The sequence below is a fragment of the Mycoplasma sp. (ex Biomphalaria glabrata) genome (genome assembly GCF_001484045.1).
Lineage (GTDB): Bacteria > Bacillota_I > Bacilli_A > Mycoplasmatales.
This window is the reverse complement of the sequence record NZ_CP013128.1, coordinates 439405-456746: the sequence shown is the minus strand read 5'-3', so window position 1 is coordinate 456746 and position 17342 is coordinate 439405. Positions and strand designations below refer to the sequence as shown.

Annotated in this window: 15 protein-coding genes and 2 tRNA genes; all 17 read right to left on the bottom strand. The window is 29.2% G+C overall.

Annotated features, from left to right (window positions below):
- Nucleotides 1-459, bottom strand: coding sequence for a tRNA (adenosine(37)-N6)-threonylcarbamoyltransferase complex ATPase subunit type 1 TsaE (tsaE, locus tag ASO20_RS02090; protein WP_085056314.1), 459 nt, complete (start codon nt 457-459; stop codon nt 1-3).
- On the bottom strand, nt 443-973 hold the full coding sequence (locus ASO20_RS02085; RefSeq protein ID WP_198140217.1) for a DUF402 domain-containing protein: 531 nt from the start codon (nt 971-973) through the stop codon (nt 443-445). Before ASO20_RS02085 ends, tsaE begins: the two co-directional genes overlap by 17 nt.
- 51 nt (nt 974-1024) lie before the next feature.
- Nucleotides 1025-1100: transfer RNA gene (locus ASO20_RS02080), tRNA-His, on the bottom strand.
- Between the two features lie 60 nt (nt 1101-1160).
- Nucleotides 1161-1544 (bottom strand): hypothetical protein, encoded by a 384-nt coding sequence (locus ASO20_RS02075; protein WP_085056312.1) that lies wholly within the window; start codon nt 1542-1544, stop codon nt 1161-1163.
- Between the two features lie 18 nt (nt 1545-1562).
- A complete protein-coding gene (locus ASO20_RS02070) occupies nt 1563-2954 on the bottom strand; it encodes a Sapep family Mn(2+)-dependent dipeptidase (RefSeq protein ID WP_085056311.1) in 1392 nt (463 codons plus the stop codon).
- Between the two features lie 13 nt (nt 2955-2967).
- On the bottom strand, nt 2968-3168 hold the full coding sequence (locus ASO20_RS03045; RefSeq protein WP_232297026.1) for a hypothetical protein: 201 nt from the start codon (nt 3166-3168) through the stop codon (nt 2968-2970).
- Between the two features lie 89 nt (nt 3169-3257).
- Nucleotides 3258-5681 carry a leucine--tRNA ligase gene (gene leuS / locus ASO20_RS02065; protein WP_085056501.1) on the bottom strand — a complete coding sequence of 808 codons (2424 nt, stop codon included), beginning with the start codon at nt 5679-5681 and terminating at the stop codon, nt 3258-3260.
- Entirely contained in the window at nt 5671-9234 is a 3564-nt protein-coding gene (gene nifJ, locus ASO20_RS02060; RefSeq protein ID WP_085056310.1) for a pyruvate:ferredoxin (flavodoxin) oxidoreductase, read from the bottom strand. The genes leuS and nifJ overlap by 11 nt, the downstream gene beginning before the upstream one ends.
- A gap of 10 nt (nt 9235-9244) precedes the next feature.
- Entirely contained in the window at nt 9245-10444 is a 1200-nt protein-coding gene (locus tag ASO20_RS02055; protein WP_085056309.1) for an acetate/propionate family kinase, read from the bottom strand.
- 61 nt (nt 10445-10505) lie between these two features.
- The gene (locus tag ASO20_RS02050; RefSeq protein ID WP_157061707.1) at nt 10506-11945 is read right to left on the bottom strand and encodes an MATE family efflux transporter; all 1440 of its coding nucleotides are present in this window, start codon (nt 11943-11945) and stop codon (nt 10506-10508) included.
- Between the two features lie 80 nt (nt 11946-12025).
- A complete protein-coding gene (locus ASO20_RS02045; RefSeq protein ID WP_085056307.1) occupies nt 12026-13117 on the bottom strand; it encodes an ABC transporter permease in 1092 nt (363 codons plus the stop codon).
- Nucleotides 13107-14252 (bottom strand): ABC transporter ATP-binding protein, encoded by a 1146-nt coding sequence (locus tag ASO20_RS02040; RefSeq protein ID WP_085056306.1) that lies wholly within the window; start codon nt 14250-14252, stop codon nt 13107-13109. Before ASO20_RS02040 ends, ASO20_RS02045 begins: the two co-directional genes overlap by 11 nt.
- A 26-nt stretch (nt 14253-14278) precedes the next feature.
- A complete protein-coding gene (locus ASO20_RS02035) occupies nt 14279-15325 on the bottom strand; it encodes a hypothetical protein (RefSeq protein ID WP_085056305.1) in 1047 nt (348 codons plus the stop codon).
- Nucleotides 15326-15490: 165 nt separating this feature from the next.
- Nucleotides 15491-15567: transfer RNA gene (locus tag ASO20_RS02030), tRNA-Ile, on the bottom strand.
- A gap of 16 nt (nt 15568-15583) precedes the next feature.
- On the bottom strand, nt 15584-15979 hold the full coding sequence (gene rpsI / locus ASO20_RS02025; protein ID WP_085056304.1) for a 30S ribosomal protein S9: 396 nt from the start codon (nt 15977-15979) through the stop codon (nt 15584-15586).
- A gap of 9 nt (nt 15980-15988) precedes the next feature.
- Nucleotides 15989-16420, bottom strand: coding sequence for a 50S ribosomal protein L13 (gene rplM, locus ASO20_RS02020; protein WP_085056303.1), 432 nt, complete (start codon nt 16418-16420; stop codon nt 15989-15991).
- A gap of 96 nt (nt 16421-16516) precedes the next feature.
- On the bottom strand, nt 16517-17326 hold the full coding sequence (locus tag ASO20_RS02015; protein WP_085056302.1) for a histidinol-phosphatase: 810 nt from the start codon (nt 17324-17326) through the stop codon (nt 16517-16519).
- Nucleotides 17327-17342 lie beyond the last annotated feature (16 nt).

The window sequence follows — 17342 nt, the reverse complement described above, 5'->3', positions numbered from 1 at the left end:
TTATTGGATATCCTTAAATTTTTGGTTAATTTTTTCATCATTTGTATATATTAAATAATTACGACTTTCATTATTGTTGTTCTGAATTTTTATTAGTAAATGCGGTATATCTTGTAAAAAATTTAATTTACTTGCTCATTCAATAAAAACTAAATCAACTTCTAGCGATTCCATTAATAAATTTTTATTTTCGCTATTATCTTCCAAACGATAACAATCGATATGATTTAGAGTGTAATTATTAACTTTCTTAGTTTCTACAATCGTGAACGTTGCACTTGAAGCGTGAATTTTTTCATCTAATTCATTAATTAATTTATCAATTAAGAAGGTTTTACCAGAACCTACTTCGCCTTCAAAATAAATAATTAATCCGTTATAAAAATGTTTAGTTAATTTCTTAACTAATTTTTTAACATCGATTTCATTATAGTTCGAAAAACTAGCAATTTTTATCATTATATTTTCCAACTAATTCATTAACGAATTCTTTGTTAAAAAAATGTGTTTGCTCGCGAATTTTTTTAACTAAATCAATTAAATTATTTTCAATTTTTTCACAAATTTTTAAATGATAATTGTAATTTTCTTTATGTTCAAAAAACTCGTCCAAATCTTTAATAGCGTATTTGCCATTTTCAAATACCTTTAAATCAATATCATAATCAATGTATTTTAACACTTCACCATCATAAACAATAGGTGTTGCTAAATTACAATATCAACTAATGTCATTATCGTGAATAATCGCTAAAATATTAAACCACTCATTTTTTGGTAAAAATCAAATTGCTAATTCTTTAGTACGATAGGTTTGACCTTTAATTTCTTTAATTAAAATATCTTTATTATTTAGAATCAAGTAATTTGGTTCATTTTTCATTACTTTGCAACGTGATCATTCTCGATAAATGGTACCATCATGTTTGTATGCATGAACTTTAATAATCATTCCTGGTGCTAAATTTTTCAAAAGAATTCCTCTCATTTTTTTTATATATTAAGTAATAATTTATAAAAAAAATGGGGCGAATGAAGGGACTTGAACCCTCGAGTGCTAGAGCCACAATCTAGTGCGTTAACCACTTCGCCACATCCGCCATATTATTAGTTAAAACTAACACATTTAATATTACAATATTTGAGAAAATATACCAAATTTATATATTAAAGTATAAAATTCCGCAAGTTGCTAATAATAAAGCTAATAAAAATAAAAATACAGAAATTAAAGTTAATCTTTTTCCGATAAAAAAAATAGCCGTTAATAAAGATTTACTAAAGTAAAATGTCGACATTTGCAATAGTGCAATTTTTTCCTTTTCAGACGGAATAATACCACTCTTTAAAAGTTGATGCTTTTCAACATCTAATTCACCATTAATTGTTTTTATACCTTTGTTGCTACCTGATTTAATAGCTAATGCAATTATTGTTAATAAAATAGCTAACGAAGCGATTGTTAAAACAACCATTCAAAATCATATAGGAACATTTTCCAGGCATCTTCCAATTGAATCCATTACATTTGATAAAACTAACATATATTTTTATTATACTTGTTAATTATTAAGCATTTTATAAATAGTATGACAATAAATTTCAATTGCTAAAAAATAGCTATCTAAATTGATTTTTTCATCAATTTGATGAGCACGATCTGGGTCACCTTCAAAAATTGCTCCAAAACACATACAATTATCTACATTTTTTGCATATGTTCCTCCGCCTGTTGCTAAAGGTTTTGCATCATAATCTTTAGTAATGTTTTTATAGATATTTAGGAAAAAATTTACTTCTTCAGATTTTGGATCAAAAAATAATCCTTTCCCTTCTTTAATTAAGCTAACTTGAACTGAATTTGTAAAATTTTCTGCCAATTTGCGTTCTAATGTTTTTGGTAATTTTTCTTTAATTTCTTTATTTGGAGTTCTTGTGTCAATTGCCATTTGAAATTTTGAATTTTCATAATTTAATTGACTCAGTGTTAATGTTGTATTCCCTTCAAAACTATCAAAATAATGCACTCCTAAATTGTGACCATGAATATCATCATTAAAATAAAAATTAATAAATTGAACTACTTCATTTTCTGTAAAATCAGCTAAAAATTCACACATCCTTCCGATAGCGTTAACACCTTTTTCCGGCTCGCAAGCATGAGAAGATTTTCCTTTTAAAAACAAATGCAATACGCCATCTTGTAGCTTTTCAACTTTTCCGCGTAAATTATTTTTTGTTAAAAATTCTACAAAATATTTTTCCATTTTGTAATTAATGTCTTTTACAATAACTTCACAAATGTCAGGAACAATATTTGTTGCAAATCCTGCTTTCATCATAATGATGATGTCATTATTTTCGATTTTTCCTGTTAAATTAAAAACACGAATATATTTTTCTGCTGAGGTAACTGGGAAATTTCCGTCAGGGGTAAAGGCTAGCTTAGGTTGAGGGTGGGTTTCCATATAATGTTTGATACAATTTGAAAATCTTTCTTCATCACCACCAACAATTAAACGAAACTTATTTTTAATTGGCAACTTTAATTCCTTGATAATTTTTAATGCATGATAACAAGCAATTAATGGTCCTTTATCATCCTGCGTTCCGCGTCCTCACATTTCATTATCAATTACCGTAGCTGAAGTCGGATGATAAGTTCAATGATTTTCATCAAAAGGAACTGTATCTATATGAGCTAATGCTGCATATAGGTCTTCTCCATTTCCATATTCGATATGACAAGCATATCCTGCGTCATCCTTAAAAATAAATCCATCACGATCAGCTAATTGATGTAAACGTTTAAAACCTTTTGCAACATATCTTCCGAAAGGGGTTTCTGGAGATATTGTAAATTCATCGTAAACTGTTTTTGTTTGGATAATTAATTTCAAGTCTTCTAAAATACTTTCTCTTCTTTTATCAATTTCCTCTTTAAAGTTAATCATTGTTATTCCCTTTCTAAAAATAATTATATAGTCGGTGTAATACTAAATTAGGTTTCATTATACACTTTTTTGTTATGATGTCGTCACCCAATTTAGTTTGAGGACAAGAAGCGATTATGTTATTAGATTCAATACGATGTAAATTATAACTTGCAGATTTAAGAAGTATTTTAGAGTTAAAATAATAAACATCAAGATCGCTGTGTGAATTCATAAAACCTAGTTTGATCTTTGAATTACATAAATCTAAAAAGCATTTCATGATAATCTCCAATAAATAATGCCTATTATTAGAATAATTAATTATTTACCTATGATTAAGTTAATAATTTTATTTTTTACATAAATAATGCGTTGAATGTTGTTTGTGTCATATTTATTAGTAAATTCAGGATTTCCTTTTAACAAACCTAAAATCTCTTTTTCACTAGCATTATTTGGAACTTGTAGGAAAAATTTTGTTTTTCCGTCAATTTGAATTGGTAATGTAATTTCTGATTTGATTAAATCACTTTCATTAACTAATGGTCATATTTGCTCATTAATGTTTTCTTCAAAGTAGTTTGATCATATTTCGGAACTTATGTGCGGAATAAATGTATTTAACATAACAAGAAATGATTTTAAATGTTTTTTTGAAATAACTTTTTTATTTATTAATTGAGTTACAAAAATCATAAATTCACTAATTGAAACATTAAATTTTAATAATCCTAAATTATCTGTTACTTTTTTTACCATCAAATTGAATTCGTAATTTAAATCATCATTATCTTGGATTTGACAGTTTTTAATCGCTAAATACATACGATCGATTCACTTACGCATTGCCATTAAATTATCATTACTTCATGGTAGTGTTGCGTCTAATGGTCCCATAAACATTTCGTAAAGTCTAAATGCATCTGCCCCATATTGATGAACTAAATCATCAGGATTGATAACGTTTCCCTTTGATTTTGACATTTTTTCGCCATTTTCTCCCAAAATAATACCTTGATTAAATAATTTTTGAAAAGGTTCTTTTTTCGAAGTGATACCAATATCAAATAAAAAACGATGTCAAAATCTTGCATACAATAGATGTAAAACAGCATGTTCTTGGCCACCAACATACAAATCAACTGGTAATCATTTATCTAATAATTCTTTAGCTTCATTTGAATTAATTGGAATGTATTCATCATCTTTTTTTAGAATATAGGCAATATAGTATCAACAACTTCCAGCTCATTGAGGCATGGTATTACTATCACGTGTATACATTTTCCCATCTTTTTCAAATTTAATTCAATTAGTTATTTTTGAAAGAGGGCTTTGTCCTTCGTGACCAATCTCAATTTTTTTAACTTTTGGAAGTAAAATTGGTAATTCTTTTTCATCGATAGGGTAACTTTTCCCTTCCTCATCAAAAATTATTGGGAAAGGTTCTCCTCAATAACGTTGGCGAGAAAAAATTCAATCCTTCAATTTATAATTAATTGATTGTGTAACAACGTTTTTTATATTCAGTTCATTCATAAATGCTGTTTTAGCGTTTTCAATTAATAATCCATTAGCACATCCGCTATTAATATGTTTACCATCACCTTCATAACAATCTTCTTTTGAACATTCAATAACATAGGTAATTGGCAAATTAAATTTTTTAGCAAATTTATGATCACGTTTATCATGAGCTGGTACAGCCATAACTACTCCAGTACCATAATGATTTAAGACATAATCTGCAATATAAATTGGTATTTGTTGATTATTTAAAGGATTAATTGCGTACGAACCTAGGAAACATCCCGTAATGTTTTCAATATTATTTTGTCTCTCAAAATCATTTTTTAATTTTGCTTCATCAATATATCGTTTCACTTGTTGCAAATTATCACTTGTAGTTAATCGCAATACATCAATATGTTCTGGAGCTAATACTATATATGAAACACCTGCTAATGTATCCAATCTAGTTGTAAATACATTTACAAAAACATCTTTATTAGTTTCAAATTTAATAGTGTGGCCGTAACTTTTACCTATTCATTTTTTTTGTAATTCTTTAATCCCGTTTGGTCAATCCAAATCATCCAATTCAAGTAATTTATCTGCATATTGCGTGATTTTTAAAACCCATTGTCGCATAGGTTTTTTATAAACAGGAAATTCTCCACGTTCACTAACCATTTTGCCGTTAATAGTTAAAATTTCTTCGTTAGCCAATACTGTTCCTAATTCAGGACAATAATTTACATCAATTGTTTCAATTTTTGCCAAATTGTGCTTGTATAGTTGAAGGAAAATTCACTGTGTTCATTTGTAGTAATTTTCATCTGTTGTGTTTACTTCTAGGTCATAATCAAAACTGAAACCTAATGATTTTAGTTGTTTTCGAAAATTATCTATATTTTCCAAAGTAAAAGTACTTGGATCATTCCCTGTTTTTAATGCATATTGTTCAGCTGGCAAACCAAAAGCATCTCAACCAATTGGATGAAGTACTTCAAATCCTTGAAAACGTTTAAATCTCGCAACTACATCTGTTGCAGTATAACCCTTTGGATGACCAACATGTAAACCACTACCACTCGGATACGGAAACATATCTAATATATATTGCTTCGGTTTTAAGGACTTAATGTTTGTTTTAAAAATTTTCTTTTGTTCTCAATATTTTTGTCATTTTCTTTCGATTGCTAAATGATCATAAGCAAATTGATTTGTTTCTTTATTTTCCATAATAATTTTCACTTAAAAATTTAACTTGTTTGAATTTATCTTCCAAACTAGCTCTTAATTTAGTATATAATTCTTGAGCGTGACTAGGATTATTTTTTTGCAATATTGCAAAACGATTTTCTGACATTAAAAAAGTTTGTAAATTTTCAAAATTAGGATTTTTAAAATCCAGTTGAAATGGATTTTGGTTTTTATCAATTAATCTTGGATCATGACGATAAATTTGTCAATAACCCGTCATTACTGCTTGCATTGAATGAAGTCTTTGATTAAACATTCCTCCTTTAATTCCGTGTTCTACACATGGACAATAACAAATTACAACTGATGGTCCATCGTAAGATTCTGCTTCTTTTAAAGCCTTAATTGCTTGCATTGGATTCATTCCTAGAGAAATTTTAGCAATATAAACATTTTTGTATTGCATTAAAATTAAAGCAATATCTTTTTTCACCACATCTTTACCATTAAAGGCAAACTTTTCAACCGAAGCGATTTGAGAAGATTTTGATTTTTGCCCACCTGTGTTTGAATACACTTCCGTATCTAAAATTAAAATGTTTATATCTTTTCCACTAGCAACAACATGATCAATACCAGAATAACCTATATCGTATGATCAACCATCTCCTCCAATAATTCAGTGCGATTTTTTAACAAGAACATCTTTAAAATTATCAATTAGTTTTAATTCAGTAACTTTAGTTTTTTTAGTTCAAGTCAATAATTGAGAGCGTAGATTTCGTTGTTCTTCGCGAGATTGCGCAATTAGATATTGTTGTAAAATTTCCTTAAATTCCGGTTCTGCTTTATCTAGATTCTTGATAATTGTTTCTCGTAAAACATTATTTTTATACGATGAAGCACTAACCATTCCAAAACCAAATTCTGCATTATCTTCAAATAACGAATTGGCTCAAGTTGGTCCTAAACCATCTTTATCTCTTGTAAGTGGTGTGAAGGGGTATGTTCCTGAATATATGGAAGTACATCCAGTTGCATTAGCAATCACCATATCTTTTCCGAATAATTGAGTTAATAAACGATAATAAGGAGTTTCTCCACATCCAGCACAAGCTCCACTAGCTTCAAAATATGGATACAATAAAGCTGCTCCCTTAATGGTATCAGTTGAATAACCATCTGTTTTGTATTCAACTTTCTTGAAAAGATAATTAGTTAAATCAACATTTTTAAAAGCTACTTCTTTTGCTGGTGTCATTTTTAGGGCTTTTTTATCTGGACCTTTTCCTGGGCAAATATTAGAACACAAACCACAGCCTACACAATTCTCTGCATCGATATGGATTGCAAAACGGTATTTTTGATTCGCGGGATTTGTTTGTTCAATGGTTGGAAAAGATTTAGGAGCATTTTTTATTTCTTCATTAGTTAATTGAAAAGCGCGGATAGTAGCGTGTGGGCAATAAAAAGCACATTGTGAACATTGAATACAATTCTCTGGATTTCAAACTGGAATATTATTAGCCATTTGTCGTTTCAAATTGAATGTAATGTCTTGATTCAATGCTTTACCATCTAAAAGTGACTTTCCTTTAATTTCAGAAGCAAAAAAACTAACTGGAATATCGTTCCCATCCATGTTGTTCATTAATCTCGTAAATTCCTCATATGAGATATTTTTGTCGATCGGTTTTTCATTAATAAGTAGTTTTTTTCAATGAGGATCAACATTAATTTCTAATAAATTTTCCTTTGACACTAAATCCATAGCTTTAAAATTTGCTTCAACAATGTCTTGTCCTTTTTTCCCATAAGTTTTTTCAACAATGTCTTTTAATGTTTGTTTTGATTCATTAAATTTTTTCTCATCTGAAATAAGGTATAAAAACGCCATCTGAATAACAGTATTCATTCTTTCACCTAGGCCAGCTTCTTTCGACAATTTCATTGCATCAATAATATAAAATTTGGCATTTTTATCAGCTAATTGTTTTTTCATTCGATTTGGTAATATTTCAACAATTTCTTGCGATGTTCTTTGAGTGTTCAATAAGAAAATCCCATTCTTCCCTAAAGTAGACAACATACTTCTTATAGAAAGAACAAAACTATCCTTCGAGCAAAGAATTAAGTTATTTGCTTGCGAATAGTATGGAGCTTTAATTTGTTTTGGACTAACTCGCAAAAAACTTCTTGTAATTCCGCCAGCTTTTCTTGAATCATAAGTAACATAAACTTGTACATTATCTTTTGAATTTTCGCCAATAAAGTTGGTAATTGTGTTTCCAGCTGAAACCATTCCGTCACCAGCCAGACCTCAAAACAAGTATGATTTTTCGTCACTTTTTTCGATAATATATGAATCATCGATTTTAATAGATGTCATGTTCATATCGTCATTAATTCCGACAGTGAATGAATGAAATGGATTATTAGATTGTAAATGATCAAAACAGCTTTTTACCATTGCAGGATTGAAATCTTTTGAACTCAAACCATATCTTCCACCAATAATTAGGTCTAATTTTTTAAATTGATCTTTGTTTTCGTTTATTGTTGCAACAGTATCTAAATATAGTGGTTCACCATTAGCACCCCATTCTTTAGCACGGTCTAAAACAACAATTTTTTGCACAGATTTAGGTAAAACATTAACAAAATCTTTTACACTGAATGGGCGATACAAATGAACTTTTATAACACCATATTCATCATTTTTCTCGTTTAAATTGTTGATTGTTTCTTCTGCAATTTCTGTTGCTGAACCCATAATAATCATTACATATTTAGGATTTTTTGCGCCATTATAAACAAAAGGTGCATAATGACGACCTGTTAATTTCTCCACTTTTTTGAATTGTTCTTTTACTGAATCAATAATTAATTGATTTTGAAAATTTTGTGACTCAATAGATTGAAAAAAAGAGGATTCATCCTCTGACGTTCCGCGTGTATCTGGATCCATTGGGGTCATAGTTCTATTTCTAAATTTCGTTAAATCATCATTATTTAGAAATTGATTATACATTTCCTGTGTATACTCTTCCACTTTTTGAGTTTCATGACCTGTTCTAAATCCGTCAAAAAAGAAAATAAAAGGTGATGATGCTTGTAAAGATGATGCATGAATGGCTGGAGCTAAATCTAAAATTTCTTGAACTGATGCGGCAGAAACTATTGGAACACCAGTAATTCTTGTCGCATAAATATCTTGATGGTCACAAAAAATACTTAAACTTCTAGAAGCGATTGAACGACTCGCTACATATATAACAGATGGCAACATTTCTCCACGTAATTTATAAAGATTTGGCAACATCAATAATAAACCTTGCGAAGAAGTAAATGTAGATGACAATACTCCAGTTTGTAAAGCTCCATGAACAGCAGCTATCGCTCCTACTTCAGATTGCATTTGAATAATATCAACCACATTTCCTAGAACATTCGCCTTTTTCTTTGCTGAGTAAATATCCATGTATTCTGAAATACTTGAAGATGGCGAAATTGGATAAATAGCACAAACCTCTGAAAATTGATAAGCTGTTAAAGCGGCAGCTGTTGTTCCATTAATAATTATTTTTTTCATAAATAACCCCTTAATTCGTTATTTCGTATGTGTCCCTTGCAATGATTAATTCTTCTTTAGTTGGTAAAACAATCATTTTTAATTTATTATTTTCATCAGTTAATTCATGTCATGATTTAATTGAATGATTGGGATTATAGTCTTTTTTATATTTTAATTGTAGAGTTTCTTGAATGGCGCTAAAGAATTGTTCACGAACATAAACGCTATGTTCACAAACCCCTCCTGTAAAAATAATTGCATCAACTTTTCCTCTTAATTTAAAATAATATTTTGCAATGTAGCCAATGATTCCTTCAGTGTAATTTCTTAAAGCAATTGCATACTTTTCGTTACCTTCACGTGCTTCCTTTGTTAAATCTATAAAACTTTTCCCAGTTGGTAATTCTGCTAAACCTTGAACTCCAGATTTTTTTCATAAAACTTCCATTGCTTGGTCTAATGTTAAATTTTCTGTTTTTATGATATGTTCTAATACCGATGGATCTAAATCTCCCGATCTTGTTAACATTGAAAAACCACCAAGTGGTGTTAGTCCCATCGTTGTAGCGTAAGATTTTCCATCCTTAATGGCGCAAACACTTCCACCTCCGCCAATATGAGCAACAATTAAATTTGGTTTTTTAATTCCTGTTTCATCGATGAACATTTGTAGAATTGAACGAAAACTTGTCCCATGAAAACCGTATCTTCGAATTTTGTGATTTGTATAAAATCTTAATGGAACTGGAAATAAAAATTCAAAATTAGGAATTGTTGCGTGAAATGATGTATCGAATACGGCTACATGCTTAAAATGAGGGTAATTTTCCTTAATTAATTTGTAACATTGTAAAGATGGTGGATTGTGTAATGGTACAAATGGAGACATTTTTTCGATTGTTTCCACAATATCATTCGTCATCAATTTAGATTCTTTTAGTTCTCCACCATGCACAAAACGGTGTCCTACAAATTCTAATTCCTCTAATGATTTAATTACTTTTAAATCAACTACTAAACTAAATATTTTATTTAATGCTTGTTGATAATTAAAACTTGGCGTAAATGTTTCATTTTTTTGATCACCATACTCAATTAAAATTGCGCAATCTTCTAAACCAATGTTACGCGCATTCCCCTGTGCTAATATTTTTTCTGATGGAAATTCAAATATCATGAATTTGCAAGAAGTGCTTCCTGCATTAATAACTAAAACTTTTTTATTCATACATAACAATTATATAATTTATGAGTTAATTTAATATAGTCATTATTCCCATTAATTTCTATTAAACCAAACTTCTTAACCAACGTTTTTTTTGGAAAATATAGAAACAAATTGTAGTTTTTATAATGTATGATGCACAAATAATTAGATAAATAATCGTTGGGTCATAATCAATATATGGTGATAAAAATTCAACAAGTAAGAAAGTTCCCAAACCATTTATTAAAATAGTTGATATAGAATCAACAATAAACACCGATTTAATATCTCCGCCAATTCTTAAAATATAATAAATAACCCCATTGATCACCATGAAAATGTAAAATCCAGCTAAAACAAGTAACATATTTCTTGCGTATGAAATAGCATCCGTGGTTAATCCTGAATATAAATATCTTGGAACAATGAATGCTGAAATTAATATAAGAACTTCAATAATTATTGAAACAAATCCAGAAAAAATAATTAAGCGATATGCATCTCTTTTTGCGTTTTTTAAATCATTCTCTCCTAAGCGGTGACCAACTAAGGCAGCAACTATTGGTGCCAAACCTAGTGAAAATGTAAAAAATAATTCATTTATTGAAAAGGAAACCTCTGCTCCAGCTAATCTATTACCCCCTAGTTTCGAATAAGAATAAATTTGACTTGAGATAGCAACTGTTCACAATAATTCATTAACAATCAACGGCAATGCTTTAATAAGAACTTTTTTTACGAGTTCGTTATCTTTAAAAATAAAAAATCTTGGCAAGAATTCGTACTTCTTTCAGTATCCATAAATAATTAAAAAAATCGGAATAATAAAATATGAAACTAGTCTCGAAATTCCTAGTACATTAATTATTAAATCAGGATTATCACGATTTGATAAACAAATAGGTAATGTTATCGCAAATTTAATGATCAACACAAACAAACTACTGCAAAAAGGGGGTAAAACATATTTACAATCGCGATATGACGCAATTAATGTGTAACTCACACCAATTAATGGAAGAGTTCAAAAGGCATATTGTGCATAAGTTTTGGCATAAGTCAAAGCAATTGGTCCAACATTATCATTCGATCCGACAGTTCCATCGACATTTAAAAATAAATTTAATAATGTACTTTGAAAAATAAAGCAAATAATCATAAAAATTAAACCCGTCACAACAGACAAATATAACCTAACAATATTGTTTTTTTGTAAATCTCTATATTTTTCAGCACCAAAAAATTGAGCAGCGTATGTACTACAACCATATGCTGCGCCAATAATCACTGATATCCCAACAAAAATTAATGATTGCGTAGCGGTAACTCCCACTAAAGCTGAAACATTATCTGTGTGATTTGGGGTATTAACACTCCCAATCAAAAATGAGTCAATAAAATTAATTAATACATCGATTAATGCTTGTAGAATAGCAGGTATTAAAAATGGTAATATTGATTTTAAAAATTTTTTATCAAAAATGTTATGTGCTCTAAAAAAAACCATATGACGTTTTATCATAATATTTAAATTATATATGTTAGTCAAAAATAAAAAAATTGCCAAAGGCAATTTTTTATATAATTTTTATTATTTTTATTTTATCTAAAATCTTTGTTAATTAATGAGTAGTATGTTCCTACTAATAACCCAGCAGAGATAACTAAATAAATTCCCAACAAGACTCATGCATTAATAAAATCTGATCATCCATTAATTAATGCAATTGGAGAAGTTCCTCCTGTTGATTGCGGAGGAAGAATGTTTGGTTTTTCGAAGTAGTCAAATTGTGATAAGAAACCTGAACTTCCAATTTCGTTATTTTCAGCAGCTTTAGCTCCGAAATACGTTTGAGCTAAGTGGAAAATTGTTTGTAATTGGTACGAAATATCAAAAATAGCAATAATCCCGAAGGTATTTATTTCATTAGTAATAACTGGATATAAATCATTAGAAACCGTTAATTGTTTAATTCCTTTTTGAATTTGTAAAACATTATTAACTGTGAATAAAGGAATAATTACGTTTAAAACCAATAATAGAATCGAAGTTAAAGCAGCAATAATAATTAATGTTCTTGAACTTACACTAAATGAAATAATGAAGAAGATTGATGAAAACAATAGTTGGTAAATTATTGAAAAAATAAAAATGAAAACCACTGATTTAATAAATTGTTCAAATATTTGATCATTTTGTAAAACGATAGCTAAGAAAGCTGAATCGAATAATAAAACAGAAATAACTAAAACCATTCCAATTAATTGAAAGGAAAGTCATTTTTGTAGTAATAAACTTAAACGAGAAATCGGTTTTGATAAAACAACAAGAAATGTTCCTTCTTCGATTTCATCACAAATTGTTTGTGAACATTTTGTCGCTAAAAATATTGTAAAAATACCACACAAAAACATCGTAAAGTAAACAACAGTATATGTAGAATTCATTAAGGAAACTTTTTTATCAAGTGTAAAAGTTGATACGTTAGTTCCAATGTATAGTAAAGTTGCTGTTAATATAAATGAAATTACTAGGAAGAATATTGTACTTGGACTTCTCAACATTTTTACTAATGTATAGTTAAAAATTGAAAACCCACGTGCTTTTCCAGCAATTCTCATTTTTGAAAAGTCAAAGTCTAGACCAATATAACTTTTTGTTAAATGCTCTTTTGATCTTGTATTAATTTTCACCTTTACCTCCTTTATCTTCAGGTGAACTGAAGTCATTCTCTGTTACTAGTGAATCATAAACATCTTGTAGTGATTTTTTAGCTTGCACATATTCCTTAATGTATAAACTATTTTGGTAAATAATATTTTGAATAATGTAGTTTTGTGATTCACTTTCAATTTTAATAATTACTCCATCATCTGTTTCCTTACAAGAAAAACCTTGTTTATTTAATAAAGTAATTAATTTATCATTATCATTTGTAATAATTCGATAAGTTGATAATCCCGAAGAAGCAATTGTATCTGTTTTCCCTGAGAACAATACTTTACCAAAACGTAAGATTGTGATTTCTTGAACAATATCATTCAATTCCGCCAAAACGTGAGATGAAATAAAAATTGTTTTCCCTAAATCTTTTAATCTTACTAACTCGTTATACAATTGAGCACGAGTTGTTGGATCAAGGTTTTCAGCTGGTTCATCAAGAATTAATAATTTTGGATCATTAATCATCGCTTGAGCTAATAACATTTTCTTTTGCATACCAGATGAAAAGAAAATTGGTTTTTTATAACGAAATTTTCATAGTCCCATTGATTCAAGAATTGATTTAACAATTTCATAAGCCGCATTTGGTTCTACTCCTGATAGCTTTGCCATGTTAATTAAATATTCTATTGAATTCATGTGTTTTGGGAAACGAGCAGCTTCAGGAATATAACCAATTGTTGATTTTGCTTCAACAGATCCCGCAACTTTCCCAAACACCTTTAAATTTCCATATGATTTTCTCTCAGCACCAATTAAACATTTAATTGTTGTTGTTTTTCCAGAACCATTTGGTCCCAAGAAACCATGAATAACACCAGAACTTACATTAAATGTGGCATCTTTTACAGCAAAAAAACTTTTAAAAACTTTAGTAAAGGCTTTAATCTCGATCGCTGATCCTCTAAACGAAGCATCTCTTTTAACTTGTTCTTCAATTGAAGACATTTTTCGTTCAAGTTTTTCAAGATCTTTTTGAGATTGAGGTTTAGCTCTTTCTTCAGCCGCCGTCATCTTTTCTTTTGCGCGATACAAGGTTGCACGTTTTTTTTCAATATTATCTCTTCAGTTTTTTAAAAATTTTAGATCTCTTAAATTTTTCATATTATTTACCCCCTAAATAACTTTCTTTATCATCTTCTAATGGCTCTAATGTAAGCAGGTGTAAATAAACCTAAAATGATTAATATCGACGCAGCAATAAAAATATAACTAACTACACCCATTGTTGCTCCTGTTACTTCATTACCTGGAACTGTTCATAAGTTAAAAAAGTATCCATCTGGTAAATTTTGATGAGAATCATCATTACCTTGAACTTTTTCAGTTAGTCAACCTTGGTAAGTGATAGGAAATTGAAATCACGAACCAACATACAGTTGTGGAGAGCATTTACCAGTTTGAATGAAATCTTCAAATTGCTTTGCAGCAGTATTTGATAATCAACCATCAGCCATTGAAACAAGAATTGAACTATCTTTGGTTGCTGAAATATCAAAATGGAATGAAAGTCTAAAAATACTTGTATAACCTAGTGTAAATGATGCTGTATCAACAGGATTATGTGAGATTGTACCAGGTGTTTTATTGGTTGGTGAACCATTACCATCCTTAACATCGTAATAACTTGGATCAATTGGAAAACTACCCAATTGTTCTCCATCTTGAGATGGATTAGAACAATTCACACAATCTGCAGCAACAACTATTTTTGCTCCTGATGTGTTTGTTTGGTTTTTAACATTTTCTAATCATGTTGTTAATTCTTTAAGATTTCTATCTGAAATTGCTTGTGTATCCGTTAAAGATGAAGATGTAGGATTTCCTAATCCTTTATCTTGAGATAACGTATTTACTGAATAAGTATATCCCATGCTTGTATCTCAACCTGTTCCTCCCGGACTTCATGGAAAACTACTTGATTGCTGAAGTGGTTTTCAATCAGTTGGAATTGGTAATTGTGCATTATAGATTAAATATTTTTCAAAATTTAAAAAGTTAAATGTTAAATTTAATTTGTCCCCTTTTCTCTCGATATTAAAAACGCTATTTGCTACGTTTTTTGTATTATTGTTAAGTGTAAATCCGGCTAGTGGAATCATTGACAATGAAACACCGACTAGTGTGGCTAATTTAACAAATTTGCTACGTTTTTTGTTGCCTATTTTTTTGTTCATTTAAAACCCTTCTTGTATATAAAAATAAAATTTTTGAACTATTTTGCTAATATAATTTTAAATAAAAAAAACTTACAAATGTAATTAAGGACTATAAAATATCGATGTTCATGAATAATAAAAAAACCCTTGCGAAAGGGTTTTAAATGGCGACAATTGTCATAATGGTGGGACTAAATGGACTCGAACCATCGACCTCACCCTTATCAGGGGTGCGCTCTAACCAACTGAGCTATAGTCCCATGTAAAAAGATATTGCTATCTTTTTGAGTATTGTGGAGCTCTACGTGCAGATTTTAGACCGTATTTTTTACGTTCCTTAACACGAGAATCTCTTGTTAAAAATTTATTTGATTTAAGAACTGATCTTAATTCTTCATTATATTCCGCTAATGCTTGAGCGATAGCGTGTCTTAATGCATCAGATTGTGCAGACAATCCTCCACCAAGAACATCAGCAACAACATCAAATTGATTTACAGTTTCTGTTAAAGAAAAAGGTTTTTCTGAATTACTTACTAAAAAATCATTTTGAAAGTATTCATTTATAGATTTATCGTTAATAGTAATTTTTCCTGTACCATTAGAAATTAATCTTAATTTACAAACTGCATTTTTTCTTTTACCAGTTGAGTTAATAACTTTACTAATCATTTTGTTCTCCTATAAATCTAATTTAATTGGTTGTTGTGCTTCATGTGGATGTTTATCTCCAGCGTATACAAACAATTTTTTTCTTTGCTTATCCCCTAATTTTGTGTGAGGGATCATTCCATGAACAGCTTTTTCTAAAACTCTTTCAGGGAATTTAGCCAACATATCTTTAGCAGTTCTTTGTTTTAAACCACCAGGATACATTGAATGAGAGTAGTAAATTTTATCATTTAGTTTATTTCCAGTTAAAACAATTTTATCGGCATTAATAACAACAATAAATGCTCCTGAATCTACATTTGGAGTAAAATCTGGTTTATTTTTACCTCTTAATAGATCAGCGATTTGTGTTGCTAGTCTTCCTAGAACTTGTCCTTGCGCATCGATTAAAAATCATTGCGGGTTTACTTCTAAATGTTTTAAATTTGTCGTTTGTCTCATAGTTTATTTCCTTTCTTTAAACACATATAACGGTACCAGGGCTACATAGTCAAAATAGGCAATTTAAATTATATAATATTTTTTATATTTAACAAACTAAATTTCTATTTTTTCAATTATGTTTAATTTGAACTGATTTGCGTATTTAATTATTTCTTTTAAATACTCTTGGCGAAGCCCCATTCGTCCATGGGCATCTGGTTCTATTATTGTTTTTGCTCCCATTTTAGATACTAATTCTCAAAATTCCTTATGAGGATAAATATATCTTAATCCATGTTTAAATTCTCTTTTACCGATTAAATAACCGGTAAAGTTAAAACCTAGCGGAATATCACATTCAATAGCACATGCTATAATATCGCGTGAAATACTTTCCGTCAAACTATCTCAGCATTGTTCATTTTTCATAAAAACATCTGGATGTGCAAAATATTTAAACAACCCCGATCTCATCCCTTTTATGGCGGATTTACAATAAAGTTCTAATCCCTCTTCGCGATTCTTTGATGGATTAGAAGTAGTGAAAATGGGATTATTTTCACTAGGATAAGCATGATTGCCAAATATCAGGTAATCAACATTAGGATTTTTAGATAGTTCCTTATATCAATTTTCCTCGCCTTGGTAATATTCGCATTCAAAACCAGTATAAATTTTTATTTGATCTTTATACTTTTCTTTTAGGAAATTCATATCATTAAAATAATCCTTGATTTTATTAATATCTAAACGAAATGAAGCTCCATTTTGGCGATTATTTTTATACGGAACGTGTTCACTAACTCCGATTATTTCGAAACCTTCACTAATTGCCATTTGCACTAATTCTTCTGGTGTTAATGTCGCATGTTTACAATATATTGTGTGAGAATGATAACAATTCTTGATTTTCTGTATGTCCATAGATTTAATTATATAC